Here is a 13,188-nt window from a genome sequence, read left to right as displayed (position 1 = left end):
CGCCGTGCCCACCGCCCTGCGCTACGCGGCGCGCTCGGACATCGGCCTGGTCCGCTCCTCCAACCAGGACTCCGCCTACGCCGGCCCCCACCTGCTCGTCGTCGCCGACGGCATGGGCGGGCACGCGGGCGGTGACGTCGCCTCCTCCATCGCGGTCGGCGAGCTGAGCCGCCTCGAGGGCGAGTCGCACGGCGCCGACGCGCCCCGCCACCTCGCCGAGGCCGTGCGCCGGGCGTCCGGGCGCCTGTCCGAGCGCGTCCGCGAGGAGCCCGCGCTCGCGGGCATGGGCACCACCGTCACGGCGATCCTGCGCACCGGCGACCGGCTGGCCCTCGCCCACATCGGCGACAGCCGGGCCTACCTGCTGCGCGACGGCGAGCTCACGCAGGTGACCCACGACCACACGTTCGTCCAGCACCTGGTCGACGAGGGCCGCATCACCGCCGAGGAGGCCGAGCACCACCCGCAGCGCTCGGTGCTGCTGCGCGTCCTCGGCGACATCGACTCCAGCCAGGAGCTCGACACCTCCGTGCGCGAGGCCCGCGCCGGGGACCGCTGGCTGCTGTGCTCCGACGGCCTCTCCGGCATGGTCGGCGCCCGCACCATCTCCGAGGCCCTGTCCGGCGTCGCCGACGTCGGGGAGTGCGCCGACCTGCTCGTCCAGCTGGCCCTGCGGGGCGGCGGCTCCGACAACGTGACCGTCGTCGTGGCCGACGTCGTGGACGTCGCCACCTCGCCCCCCGACCACACCGAGGTCGTGGGCGCCGCGGCGGCCCAGCGCCCCCGGCGCACGGGCGACGCCACCTCGCCGGCGGCGCGCGGCGCGGCCCTCGGGCGCACCGAGCCCGAGCAGGACGACGACGACCTGGCCGACGAGCCGCGCCGCAGCGCGTGGCCGCGGCTGCTGTCCGGCGCCGTCATCCTGCTGGTGCTGCTCGCCGGCGTCGCCGCCGCCTGGCGCTGGAGCCAGGACCAGTACTACGTCGGGGCCGACCAGGCGGGGCAGGTGGCCGTCTTCCGCGGGCTGCCGCAGGACGTCGGGCCGCTGCGCCTGTCCTCGGTGGTCGAGGACGCCGGGCTCGAGCTCACCGACCTGCGCCCCGTCTCCCGCAACGCCGTCAGCGAGGGCATCACGGTCGACGACCTGCCCGCGGCCCGCCGCGTCGTCACGACGCTGCTCGGCCAGGCCTGCCCCGCGCCGCCGGAGCCCGCCCCGGCGCCCGCACCGGCGACCCCGGCGCCCACGGCCCCCGCCACGGCGGCCCCCACCGCCGGCGCCCCGGCGCCCGCGGCTCCCACCGCCCCGGCCCCCGTCGCGACGGCGGAGCCGACCCCGGCCCCCTCGCCCGCGCCCGCGCCCGCGGGCTGCGCCGCGCTGACCGGGGGGAGCTGACCCGTGGCCGTCGTCACCGAGCACGTCGCCCGCAGCCGCCGCGGCACCGAGCTGCTCCTGCTGCTGCTGTCCGTCGGCGTCGCCGCGCTGAGCTACGGGCTCGTGGGCCTGGGCGTCGACGGGACCTGGAGCCCGGGGGTGCTCTGGTACGGCGGGGGCCTCGCCGTCCTGGCCGGCGTGGTCCACGGGGTCCTGCGCTGGCGCGCGCCCTACGCCGACCCCGTCCTGCTGCCGGTGGCCGTGGCGCTCAACGGCCTCGGCCTCGCGATGATCCACCGCCTGGACCTCGCCGAGGGCACCGCGCAGGGCTCCCGCCAGCTGCTGTGGTCCGCCATCGGCGTGGTCGCGGCGACGGCGGTCGTCATCGCGCTGCGGGACCACAGGGTGCTGCGGCGGTACACCTTCGTCGCCATGGCGGCCAGCCTCGTCCTGCTGCTCCTGCCGCTGCTGCCGTTCCTCGGGCGGACCATCAACGGCGCCCGGATCTGGATCGGGATCGGCCCGCTCTCCTTCCAGCCCGGGGAGATCGCCAAGATCACGCTGGCGGTCTTCTTCGCCGGCTACCTCGTCACGGCGCGCGACACGCTCTCCCTCGCCGGCCGGCGCCTCCTCGGCCTCCAGCTGCCGCGCGGGCGGGACCTCGGCCCGATCCTCGTCGCCTGGGCGGGCAGCGTCGGCGTCCTGGTGCTGCAGCGCGACCTCGGCACGTCGCTGCTCTTCTTCGGCCTCTTCGTCGCGGTGCTCTACCTGGCCACGGAGCGCGTCAGCTGGATCGCCATCGGCCTCGCGCTGTTCGCCGGCGGCGCCTACCTGGCCCACCACCTGTTCGGCCACGTCCAGCAGCGCGTCTCCGGGTGGCTGGACCCCTTCGACCCCGAGGTCTACGACCGCGCGGCCGGCGGCAGCTACCAGCTGGTGCAGGGCCTCTTCGGCTTCGCCGCCGGCGGGCTCACCGGCACCGGCCTGGGCCGCGGGCGGCCCGACATCGTGCCCTTCGCCAACAGCGACTTCATCCTCGCGAGCATGGGCGAGGAGCTCGGCCTCGCCGGCCTCTTCGCGCTCCTGGCGCTCTACCTCGTCGTCGTCGAGCGCGGCCTGCGCACCGCCATCGGCGTGCGCGACGGCTTCGGCAAGCTCCTCGCCGGCGGGCTCGCCTTCACCGTCGCCCTGCAGTGCTTCGTCGTCGCCGGCGGCGTGCTGCGCGTCATCCCCCTCACCGGCCTGACCATGCCGTTCCTGGCGGCCGGCGGCTCCTCGCTGCTCACGAACTGGATCATCATCGGCCTCCTGCTGCGCATCTCCGACGCCGCCCGCCGCCCCGCGCCGACGGCGCAGCCCGCCCCGGTCGGGCCCGCGACGAGCGAGACCCAGATCGTGGGGACGGTGTGAACACGCCCCTGCGCCGCCTGTCGGTCGTCGTCGCCCTCCTCTTCGCGCTGCTGCTCGGCAGCGCCACGTGGGTCCAGTTCGTCGACGCCGGCTCCCTGCGCGACGACCCCCGCAACTCCCGGACGCTGCTGGCCGAGCTGGGCCGCGACCGCGGGCCCATCACGGCGGCGGACGGCGAGCTGCTCGCCGAGTCGGTCGAGGCCGAGGGACCCATCGCCTACCAGCGGACCTACCCCGAGGGCGAGGACTGGGCGCACGTCACCGGCTTCTACTCCGTCGTCTTCGGCGCCACCGGCGTCGAGGACGCCCTCGGGTCCCTGCTCGCCGGGACGGCCGACCAGCTCTTCTACCGCCGGCTCACCGACCTCGTCACCGGGCGCCAGCCCTCGGGGGCCTCGGTGGAGCTGACGCTGCAGCCCGAGGTGCAGGAGGCCGCGCTGGACGCCCTCGGCGGCCAGCGGGGAGCGGTCGTGGCGCTGGAGCCGAGCACCGGCCGCGTGCTCGCGATGGTCTCCTCGCCGACCTACGACCCCGCGGAGCTGAGCTCGCTGGACACCGAGGCCGTCCGCGAGGCCTACGCCCGGCTCCTCGAGGAGCCGGGCGACCCGCTCGTCAACCGCGCCATCGGCGGCGACACCTACCCGCCCGGGTCGGTCTTCAAGCTGGTCACGGCCGCGGCCGCGCTCGAGACGGGCGACTACACGCCGCAGTCGGTGCTGCCGGGGCCGGCCGAGCTGCCCCTGCCCCTGACGAGCATCTCGCTGCCGAACGTCAGCGGGGAGGCCTGCGGGGCGGGGGACGAGGTCTCCCTCGCCGACGCGCTGCGCATCTCCTGCAACACCGCCTTCGGCTCGCTCGGCCTGACGCTGCCCGACGACGCGATGGCCGAGACGGCGGCCGGCTTCGGCTTCGGCCGCAGCCTCGAGATCCCGCTGGACGTCACGCCGAGCCGCTACCCCGAGGACCTCGACGAGCCGCGGCGGGCGCTCGCCGCGATCGGGCAGGAGAGCGTCCGCGTGACGCCGCTGCAGGTGGCCGTGGTGAGCGCGGCCATCGCCAACGGCGGCGTGCTCGTCCAGCCGCAGATGGTGGCCTCGGTGAACGCCGAGGACCTGTCCGTCGTCGAGGCCCCCGGGACGCGCGAGCTCGGCCGCGCCGTGTCGGAGGAGACCGCGGCGGCGCTGACGGAGATGATGGAGCTCGTCGTGGAGGACGGCACGGGCACGGCCGCGCAGATCAGCGGCGTCGACGTCGCCGGCAAGTCGGGCACCGCCGAGGTCGGCGACACCGACGGCGACGGCGAGGCCGAGGACCCCCACGCGTGGTTCACGGCGTTCGCGCCGGCGGACGACCCCCAGGTGGCCGTCGCGGTCGTGGTCGAGAACGGCGGTGACGCCGGGAGCGAGGCCTCCGGCGGCAGGACGGCGGCGCCGATCGCGCGCCAGGTGATGGAAGCGGTGATCGACCGATGAGGCCCTCCGCGGGCGACGTGCTCGGGCGCTACGAGCTGACGAGCAGGATCGCCGTCGGGGGCATGGGCGAGGTGTGGGTCGCCCGCGACGAGGTCCTCGGCCGTGAGGTGGCGGTGAAGATCCTCAAGGAGGAGTTCACCGGCGACCCGGGCTTCCTCGAGCGCTTCCGCGCCGAGGCCCGCCACTCGGCCGCGCTGAGCCACCCGAACATCGCGGGCATCTTCGACTACGGCGAGGTCGAGGGGTCGGCCTACCTGGTCATGGAGCTCGTGCCCGGGGCGCCGCTGTCCGACCTCATCGCCCACGAGGGCCCGATGGACCCGCTGCGCGCCGTCCGCGTGGTGGCGCAGGCCGCCTCCGGGCTCGGCGCCGCCCACGCCGCCGGCGTCGTCCACCGCGACGTCAAGCCCGGCAACCTGCTCATCACGCCCGACGGCGGCGTCAAGGTCACCGACTTCGGCATCGCCCGCGCCGGGGACCAGGCGCCGCTGACCCGCACCGGCCAGGTCATGGGGACCGCCCAGTACCTCGCGCCCGAGCAGGCCATGGGCCGTCCCGCCCTCCCCGCGAGCGACGTCTACGCCCTCGGCGTCGTCGCGCACGAGATGCTCACCGGCGAGCGCCCGTTCACGGGCGACTCGCAGGTCGCCGTGGCCATGGCGCAGGTCAACGACGAGCCGCCGCCCCTGCCCGACCACGTGCCCGCCGGCGTGCGCGAGCTCGTGGAGGTCTGCCTGCGCAAGGACGCGGCCCGCCGGCCCGCGGACGGCAGCCAGCTGGCCGCCGTCGCTGCGGCCCTCGGCCGCGGGGACGAGGCGGGGGCCCACCGCGCCCTGGTCGCCGCCGGCCTGGTCGGCGGCGCGGCAGCGGCTGCCACCGCGGCGATGGCCGCCCCGCCCACCGCCGTCACGCGCGTGCAGGGCCCCGTGACGCCTCCCGTGCCCTCCTCCCCCGTGCCGGGGCCGCGGCCCGGCCAGCAGGAGCCCAGCCCCGGCAGCGGCCGCTCGCGGACGCCCGTCGTCGTCGTCCTCGCGCTGCTGCTGCTCGCGGCGCTGGCGGCGCTGGGGTACTCCCTCCTCACGGGCGACGACGACCCGGGCGCCACCCCGGTGCCGAGCGCCACCGCCACCACGTCGACGCCCTCGTCGACGCCGACCGAGGTCGAGACGGTGGACGTCGACGAGGACGACTACGTCGGCGAGCCCCTCGACGCCGTGCTGCGCGACCTCGCCGCGCTCGGGTTCACGGACGTCGACACCGAGGGGCGGGTCTCCGACGACGAGGACCCGGGCGACGTCCTCGGCGTCAGCCCCGACGGCGAGCTGCCCCTGACGCAGGCGCTCCTCGTGACCTACGCGCAGGCGCCCGCGCCGAGCGAGCCCACGCGCGAGCCGCAGCCGCAGGAGCCCGAGCCCACCCAGGAGCCCCTGCCGACCCAGGAGCCCGAGCCGACCCAGGAGCCCGAGGAGCCCGAGCCGACGCAGGAGGAGCCCGAGCCCACCCAGGAGCCCGAGGAGCCGGAGCCGACGACACCGCCCGACGACGGCACGTCCACCGACGCCGGCGCGGCGCGCGGCGGCGTCACCGCGCCCGGGGGCGCCGGCGCGGCCCCCGCGGGCGACGGCGCCGGGAACGGCTCCGAGAACCGCGGCGGCGGGAACGGCGGCTCGGGGAGCAGCGGCGGCGGGAACGGCGGCGGCGGGAACGGCGGCTCGGGGAGCAGCGGCGGCGGGAACGGCGGCTCGGGGAGCAGCGGCGGCGGGAACGGCGGCGCGGGGAACGGCTCCGGCGACGGCAGCTCGCAGGACCGCGCCGGGGACGGGGCCTCGGACGCGGCTCCCGGGGCGGCAGCCCCCGTCGCGCGGTCGCGCGGCGACGTCGAGGGAGGTCGCGCCCGCGCGTCCGCCGCGGTGGACGACAGCGGGCGCCCGTGACGCCGGACGACCCGCGCGGTCGTCCGCCCGGCCGGGACGAGAGCCCGGTCGCGGGCCCCGGAGAGCCCTGGGCGAGGGACGGCCGGAGCGACCAGGGCGCGCAGGTGCTCGCCGGGCGCTACGAGCTGGGGGAGGTCCTCGGCCGGGGCGGCATGGCCTCCGTCCGCGTCGCGCACGACCGCGTCCTCGGGCGCCAGGTGGCGATCAAGCTGCTGCGGCCCGACCTCGCCCACGACCCGGAGGTGCTCTCCCGGTTCCGGCGCGAGGCCCGCGCCGTGGCGGCGCTGAACCACCCCTCCGTCGTCGGCGTCCACGACGTCGGCGAGGACGCGCTGGGCCCGCACGACCCGCCCGTGCCCTTCCTCGTGATGGAGCTCGTCCGGGGCGCCACCGTCCGCGACCTGCTGGCCCAGCACCGCCCGGCCCAGCACGAGCCGGCAGAGGACCGGTCCGCAGAGCACGGGCTCGCCCGGCACCGGCCCGCCGACGACGAGCCGACCGTCGCGGCGGACCGGGAGCCCGCCCCCGCCGAGGGCTCCCGGGTCGCCGGGGAGGCGGACGAGGCGACGCGGGCCCTCGACCCCCGGGAGCAGCCCGGCGTCGGCGTGGAGATGGCCGTGACGATCACGACGGGGGTGCTCACCGCCCTCGCCTACAGCCACCGCGCCGGCATCGTCCACCGCGACATCAAGCCGGCGAACGTGATGCTCACGCCGGACGGCCGGGTCAAGGTCATGGACTTCGGCATCGCCCGGGCCCTGGCCGACGCCTCCGCGACGGCCACGCACACGTCGGCGGTCCTCGGCACCGCCCAGTACCTCTCGCCCGAGCAGGCCCGGGGGCGCCCGGTGGACGCCCGCGCGGACCTGTACTCGACCGGCTGCCTCCTCTACGAGCTGCTGACCGGCCGCCCTCCCTTCCTCGGCGAGTCGGCGGTCTCCCTGGCCTACCAGCACGTCAGCGAGACGCCCGACCCGCCCTCGACCCACCACCCCGGCCTCCCCCTCGGGATGGACCGCGTCGTGCTGCGCGCGATGGCCAAGGAGCCCGAGGACCGGTACCCGGACGCCGACGCCTTCCGGCGCGACCTGGAGGACGCCGCCCGCGGGCTGGACGCGGCCCCGCCGGCCGCCGTGGCGGCGGCGAGCACGACGGCCATGCCGACCGCACCCCTCGCCCCCGTGCCGCTCGCGGAGGACGGGGACGACGACGAGCCGGTCACGGGCCAGCGCGGGCGACGCGCCGTCGTCGTCCTGACCGCGCTCGTCGCGCTGGCCCTCGTCGCCCTGGCCGCCGTGCTCGTGCCCCAGCTCGTCGGCTCCGACGACGGGGACGCGGCGCTGCGGACCGTCCCCGACGTCGTCGGCTCGACGCGCGAGGCCGCGCGGGCGGCCGTCGAGCAGCAGGGCCTCGTCTACGCCCAGACGAGCGCGCCCTCGGACGACGTGGCCGAGGGCCGCGTGGCCGAGCAGGACCCCGAGGGGTCGACCAGCGCGCCGGAGGGCAGCACGGTCGCCGTCGTGGTCTCCACGGGCCCCGGCCTCGTGGCGGTGCCGGACCTGGCCGGGCTGACCGAGGCGCAGGCGCTGCGGGCGCTGCAGTCCGCGGACCTGCAGCTCGGGGAGGTCGAGCGCGTCTCCGACGAGCGCGTCCCCGAGGGGTCGGTCGTCCGCACCGACCCCTCGGAGGGATCCACCGCGGAGCCGGGCAGCGCCGTGGACCTCGTCCTCTCCGACGGGACGGTGGAGATCGACGACTACACGGGGCTGCCGCAGCTGGCGGCGCGGGAGGCGCTCGCCGCACTGGGGCTGCAGTCGCGCCTGGAGTTCTCCGAGAGCGAGGAGGAGGAGAACACCGTCGTCGACCAGCGCCCCGGTGAGGGCGCCGTGCCGCAGGGCTCGACCGTGGTGCTCGTCGTGGCCACCCCGCCCCCGCCCCCGCCCCCGCCGCCGCCGACCCCCACGGCGACGCCGGAGCCCACGACCACCCCGACCTCGCCGCCGACCGAGCCCACGAGCACCCCGCAGCCGACTCCCACGACGGCGCCGACCACCCCCGGGCCCACGGCCACCGAGACGCCGACGGCCGCGCCGACCACGACCGGCTGACCGAGCGCCGCGACCGGGACCACGGCGCGAGGGCCTCGGCGGACGACGAGCTCAGCGGGCCACGAGCTCAGCGGGCCACGAGCTCAGCGGGCGACGAGGGGCGCCATGCCCTCCGAGCGCGCGGGGGCGCCGTCGTCGCCGCAGACGGCGAGCCAGTTGGCCAGCAGCCGGTGGCCGCCCTGCGTCAGGACCGACTCGGGGTGGAACTGCACGCCGTACAGCGGTGCGTCGCGGTGCTCCAGGGCCATGACGACGCCACCGGGCGTGCGGGCCGTGACGACCAGCTCCTCGGGCACCGTCTGGTCGACGACGGCCAGCGAGTGGTAGCGCGTGGCCGTGAAGGGGGCCGGCAGGCCGTCCAGGACGCCGCGGCCGGCGTGGTGCACCTCGCTGGTGCGCCCGTGCATCAGCTCCTCGGCGTGGGTCACCACGGCTCCGTGGACCTCGGCGAGCACCTGGTGGCCGAGGCAGACGCCGAGCATGGGCGTGCCGACGTCGGCGCAGGCGCGCACCAGGGCGGGGCTCGAGCCGGCGTCGGCGGGGGCGCCCGGCCCGGGGGAGATCAGGACGCCGTCGACGTCGCGCGCCGCGGACCCGTCCACCTCGTCGTTGCGCACGACCTCGCACGCGGCGCCCAGCTGCTGGAGGTAGCCGACGATCGTCCACACGAAGCTGTCGTAGTTGTCGACGACGAGGATGCGGGGGGACGGGCTCATGCGGCTCTCCGGGGCTCGTGCCCGCCCCGGCGGGGCCCGGCGCTCTCGCGGAGCGGGGGCCCGGCCCGTCAGGACGGGGGTGCGGGTGCTGGTGCTGGTGCGGCGGCGTGAGGGGCAGCAGCGTCGACCGTGCCGTTGTTCCAGGGTACGGAGGGCGCGGCCGCGGGGAAGACCCACCGGAACAGCACGGCCACCACCGCGAGCGCGAGCAGCAGCGCGAGCAGCACCCGCACGGGCAGAGGGCCGGGCAGCCGGCGCCACAGGGCGCCGTACGCGCTCACGCGGGCGTCCCGGCGGACGGCCCCGTGGCGGCGGTGGCGGTGGCCGCCAGCTCGGCGGGCGCCCCGCGCTCGCGCGGCACGAAGCGGTCGAAGGAGGCGTGGGCGACGTAGCGCTCCCGCGCGGACGCGATCGGGTGGCAGGCGGTCAGGGTCAGCACCCTCTCCACGGGGACGGCGCCCGGGCGTCCCGGCACCGGGGCCACCACCTCGACCTGCTCCGGGCGCACGACCTCGGACGTCGTCGCGCGGTACACGAACCAGCCCTCCGCCGTCTCGAGGACGACGGGGTCACCGGGGCGCAGCTCGGCGACCTGGTGGAAGGGGCGCCCGTAGGTGTTGCGGTGCCCCGCGAGGGCGACGTTGCCGACCTCGCCCGGCAGCGCCGTGCCCGGGTAGTGCCCGACGCCCGCCTCGAGGTCGCTCGCGCCGACGCCCTCGACCACGGGCCGCGGCTGCCAGTCCTGGCCGAACCGGGGCACGTGGACGACCGCGAAGGCGGCGCCGGGCGCCGGCTCCTCCAGGGCGGGCGGCTCCGCGGACGCGAGCACGGCCGCGGACCCGGCGCTCAGCCAGTCCTCGGCGAGCTCCGCCGTCGTGGCGGCCTGCGCCCGCTCGGCCACGACGTCGGTCCACCACAGCTGCCAGGCCGTGAAGAGCAGCAGCACCGCACCGGCGGTGACGAGCAGCTCGCCCAGCAGGGACGCCGCGACCGCCGCCGCGGGGGCGGGCCGAGCCGGGGCCGCGGGGGGCGGGGCAGCGGTGCGCGCGCCAGGTGCCCGCGGCGACCCGACGGCCGCACCCGATCCCCGCACTGCCGCTCCCCCCGCCCGACGACGCCCTCGAGGGGGTCATCGGCACGCCGAGGTCGCGGCTGGACCGACGGCTCGCGCGGGGCCGCGCGGTGGTCAGGCCGCCGGGGCCACGCTGGCGTAGGACATGGTCAGCGCGCCGCCGTAGGCCGGGAGCTCGAGGTCGTCCTCGCTCACCTCGTAGACGAGGCCGAGGTCGACGGCCGCGGAGCGGTAGAGGGCCACCTCGGCCGAGGCGTCCAGCGCCGCCCGCAGCGCCTCGGGATCCCCGACCGCCTCGATGCGGTACGGCGGCGGGTAGTAGCGGTCGTGGACCCGGAGCGTGCTGCCGACGCAGCGCACGGCGGTGGTCGCGATGACGCGCTGGTCCATGACGCCCATGGCCTCCGCACCGCCCTCCCACAGGGCGTTGACGACGGCCTGGACGTCCTGGGAGTGCACGACGGTGTCCTGCAGCGAGTAGCCGCCGGCCAGGGCGGTCTCCCGAGGTGCGTCGGCGAGCACGACGACGACCCCCTCGCCCTCGGCGGCGGCCGTGTGGCTGGCCTCGGCGAGGTCGACGGCGGACGCGGACCCGGCGGCGTCCGGGAGACCGCCCCCCCTCAGCTCGGCGATGCCGGACCGCAGGTCCGAGACGCGGGCCTCGAGCCGCTCGACCTGCCGGCCCTCGTCCAGCACGAGGGCCCGCAGGTCCTCGTCCTCCTGCCGCAGGTCCGAGCCGTCGGAGGTGTCGGCGCTCGTGGCGAAGAGCAGGCCCGCGAGGCAGAGCACCCCCGCGACCGCGGCCGACCCCCCGCGGGAGAGCTGCGTCCGCGCTCTCGGTCGTCGGCTGGGCACGCGACTAGGCTACGCACAGCCCCTGCGCGCGCTCCCGTCCGTCCGTCGCGGACCGCGGGAGGGCCGCCCGCCGCAGACCGCCGCCGGCCCGGGCGCTGCCGGCCGGCCGCGCACCGGGACGGGCAGCGGGGCGGGGCGCTCGACCACCGCACCCGACGCACCCCGAGGAGCACCCGATGCCGGAGTCCCGAGGCCGACGCCGCGGCAAGACCACCCCTCGCACGCCCGAGGACGCGGCGGCGCGCACGCCCGACGGCCCTCCCACCACGTCTCGCACCGCGAGGCCGGCGGCGCCGAACCCGCGGTGGTACGTCCCGGTCATGCTCGGCCTGATGCTCCTCGGCCTGGCGTGGATCGTCGTCTGGTACGTCTCGCAGAACCAGTACCCGGTGCCCGGCATCGGCAGCTGGAACCTGGTCGTCGGCTTCGCGATCGTGCTCGTCGGCTTCCTCATGACCACCCGCTGGCGCTGAGCCCCGTCCCCGCGCGGTCGGTGGACGACGGACGCCGCCGACCGGCTCGGACGACCGCGACGCCCGTCGAGCGGGGCCGCTGACCAGGGGAACGACACGCGTGTCGTTCATCCCCAGGAGTTCTCCACAGTGTGGAGAACTCCGTCGTCGTCCACAGGCGGGCCCCGTCCCCGAGGACGGCGAAGGCCCCGTCCCCAGGGTGGGGACGGGGCCTGTGGACGAGCGGTGGTGGGCTCAGGGGCCCGCGAGCGAGGCCACGACCGCCAGCACGAGCCACACCGCGGCCACGGCGGCGACGCCGACGACCTGCAGCGCGGGCCGGCGCGGCGCCCGCACCAGCAGCGCCGCCACGGCCGCGCCCGTGGCGAGGCCGCCGAGGTGCGCCTCCCAGGCGATGCCGGGGAGGACGAACGACAGCACCAGGTTGATCGCGAGGACCACGCCGATCTGGCCCACGGGGACCTGCATCCGGCGCTGGACGACGAGCAGGGCCCCGAAGCTGCCGAAGACGGCTCCGGAGGCGCCGACGGCGAGGCTCGCGGGGCCACCGGTCAGCGCCCACACGAGCTGGAACGCCACGGACCCCCCGAACGCGCTCACCAGGTAGAGCGCGAGGAAGCGCCCCCGGCCGAGCAGCTGCTCGAGGGCCGGTCCGGTGAGGTAGAGCACGTACATGTTGAAGAGCAGGTGCAGGGGGAGGACGCCGCCCGGGCTGTGGAGGAACGCCGACGTCAGGTAGCGCCACGGCTGGGACTCGGCGACCGGCGGGTAGAAGGCGAGCAGGTTGGTCACCGCGTCCTGGCTGACGACCTGCAGCACGTACATCACCACGCAGGCCCCGATGAGGGTCAGCGTGACCACGGGCCGCCCGCCGCGCGCGCGACCGCCGAGGGCCGTCCGCACGGCGGGCGCCTCACGACGCGCCTGCGCCACGCAGTCGACGCACTGGACGCCGACCGGGGCCTCCCGCTGGCACTCGGGGCAGGTGGGGCGCCCGCACCGCTGGCACCGCACGTAGGACTCGCGGTCGGGGTGGCGCGGGCACACCGGCACCGCGGCTCCGGGCTCGCCGGGCAGGCCCGGCGAGCCCGGACCGCCGGTGGTCACGCCGAGCGCTCGACCTCGACGCTGCGCAGGACGACGTCCTCGCGCGGCTTGTCGCCGGAGCCCGTGGCGACGGCGCCGAGGGCGTCGACGACCGCACGGCTCTCGTCGTCGGCGACGACGCCGAAGATCGTGTGCTTGCCCTGCAGCCAGGTGGTGGGCGCGAGGGTGATGAAGAACTGCGAGCCGTTGGTGCCCTTGCCGCCGCGGGAGCCGGCGTTCGCCATGGCGAGGACGTAGGGCTGGGTGAAGTCCAGGCCCGGGTGGATCTCGTCGTCGAACGTGTAGCCGGGGCCGCCCGTGCCGGTGCCCAGCGGGTCACCGCCCTGGATCATGAAGCCGCTGATGATCCGGTGGAAGAGGATGTCGGAGTAGAGCGGCTCGGAGGAGGCCTGCCCCGTGCGGGGGTCGGTCCACTCCTGCTCGCCCGTGGCCAGGCCCACGAAGTTCTTGACGGTCTTGGGCGCCTGGTTCTCGTAGAGCTCGACGCGGATGTCACCGGCGGACGTGTGCAGAGTCGCGAACATGGCCCGATCCTCCCACGCACCCCCGGGGTGCCCGCGAGCCGACGCCGCCCGGACGGGCACCCGGAGGAGCGCTCCCGTTCCACCAGTCGTGGCCCCGAGCGGCGCGAGGGGCCCGCGGAGGGCAGGATGCTCCACTGACTCGCCC

Annotated in this window: 12 protein-coding genes; 6 read left to right on the top strand and 6 right to left on the bottom strand. The window is 77.1% G+C overall.

Annotated features, from left to right (window positions below; translation table 11 throughout):
* The first annotated feature begins 4 nt into the window (after positions 1-4).
* From Q0848_RS09310 to Q0848_RS09290, 5 genes are all read left to right on the top strand, one after another.
* The gene (locus tag Q0848_RS09310; RefSeq protein ID WP_299036844.1) at positions 5-1,393 is read left to right on the top strand and encodes a Stp1/IreP family PP2C-type Ser/Thr phosphatase; all 1,389 of its coding nucleotides are present in this window, start codon (positions 5-7) and stop codon (positions 1,391-1,393) included.
* Between the two features lie 3 nt (positions 1,394-1,396).
* Positions 1,397-2,782: an FtsW/RodA/SpoVE family cell cycle protein gene (locus Q0848_RS09305; protein ID WP_299036842.1), complete on the top strand. Its 1,386-nt coding sequence runs from the start codon at positions 1,397-1,399 to the stop codon at positions 2,780-2,782.
* Positions 2,779-4,254: a penicillin-binding protein 2 gene (locus tag Q0848_RS09300; protein ID WP_299036841.1), complete on the top strand. Its 1,476-nt coding sequence runs from the start codon at positions 2,779-2,781 to the stop codon at positions 4,252-4,254. Before Q0848_RS09305 ends, Q0848_RS09300 begins: the two co-directional genes overlap by 4 nt.
* On the top strand, positions 4,251-6,188 hold the full coding sequence (locus tag Q0848_RS09295; protein ID WP_299036839.1) for a serine/threonine-protein kinase: 1,938 nt from the start codon (positions 4,251-4,253) through the stop codon (positions 6,186-6,188). Before Q0848_RS09300 ends, Q0848_RS09295 begins: the two co-directional genes overlap by 4 nt.
* A 104-nt stretch (positions 6,189-6,292) precedes the next feature.
* Entirely contained in the window at positions 6,293-8,296 is a 2,004-nt protein-coding gene (locus tag Q0848_RS09290) for a protein kinase domain-containing protein (protein ID WP_299036837.1), read from the top strand.
* 83 nt (positions 8,297-8,379) lie between these two features.
* Here Q0848_RS09290 and Q0848_RS09285 read toward each other — a convergent pair whose 3' ends face one another.
* The 4 genes from Q0848_RS09285 to Q0848_RS09270 form a co-directional block, all read right to left on the bottom strand.
* On the bottom strand, positions 8,380-9,012 hold the full coding sequence (locus Q0848_RS09285) for an aminodeoxychorismate/anthranilate synthase component II (protein ID WP_299036835.1): 633 nt from the start codon (positions 9,010-9,012) through the stop codon (positions 8,380-8,382).
* A gap of 68 nt (positions 9,013-9,080) precedes the next feature.
* Entirely contained in the window at positions 9,081-9,293 is a 213-nt protein-coding gene (locus Q0848_RS09280; RefSeq protein WP_299036834.1) for a hypothetical protein, read from the bottom strand.
* A complete protein-coding gene (locus tag Q0848_RS09275; RefSeq protein ID WP_299036832.1) occupies positions 9,290-10,105 on the bottom strand; it encodes a class E sortase in 816 nt (271 codons plus the stop codon). Before Q0848_RS09275 ends, Q0848_RS09280 begins: the two co-directional genes overlap by 4 nt.
* Positions 10,106-10,198: 93 nt before the next feature.
* Entirely contained in the window at positions 10,199-10,939 is a 741-nt protein-coding gene (locus tag Q0848_RS09270) for a DUF881 domain-containing protein (protein ID WP_299036830.1), read from the bottom strand.
* 176 nt (positions 10,940-11,115) lie between these two features.
* Between Q0848_RS09270 and Q0848_RS09265 the strand changes: the two genes are divergently transcribed.
* Positions 11,116-11,412, top strand: coding sequence for a cell division protein CrgA (locus Q0848_RS09265; RefSeq protein ID WP_299036828.1), 297 nt, complete (start codon positions 11,116-11,118; stop codon positions 11,410-11,412).
* 234 nt (positions 11,413-11,646) lie between these two features.
* On the opposite strand, the gene Q0848_RS09260 is transcribed toward Q0848_RS09265, so the two are convergent.
* Positions 11,647-12,519: a rhomboid family intramembrane serine protease gene (locus Q0848_RS09260; RefSeq protein WP_299036826.1), complete on the bottom strand. Its 873-nt coding sequence runs from the start codon at positions 12,517-12,519 to the stop codon at positions 11,647-11,649.
* Positions 12,516-13,043, bottom strand: a complete 528-nt coding sequence (locus Q0848_RS09255; RefSeq protein WP_299036823.1) for a peptidylprolyl isomerase — start codon at positions 13,041-13,043, stop codon at positions 12,516-12,518. Before Q0848_RS09255 ends, Q0848_RS09260 begins: the two co-directional genes overlap by 4 nt.
* Positions 13,044-13,188: the final 145 nt, after the last annotated feature.

It is taken from the genome of uncultured Pseudokineococcus sp., assembly GCF_947495735.1.
GTDB lineage: Bacteria > Actinomycetota > Actinomycetes > Actinomycetales > Quadrisphaeraceae > Pseudokineococcus.
The sequence above is the reverse complement of the archived record's forward strand: the minus strand, read 5'-3'. Positions and strand labels throughout refer to the sequence as shown.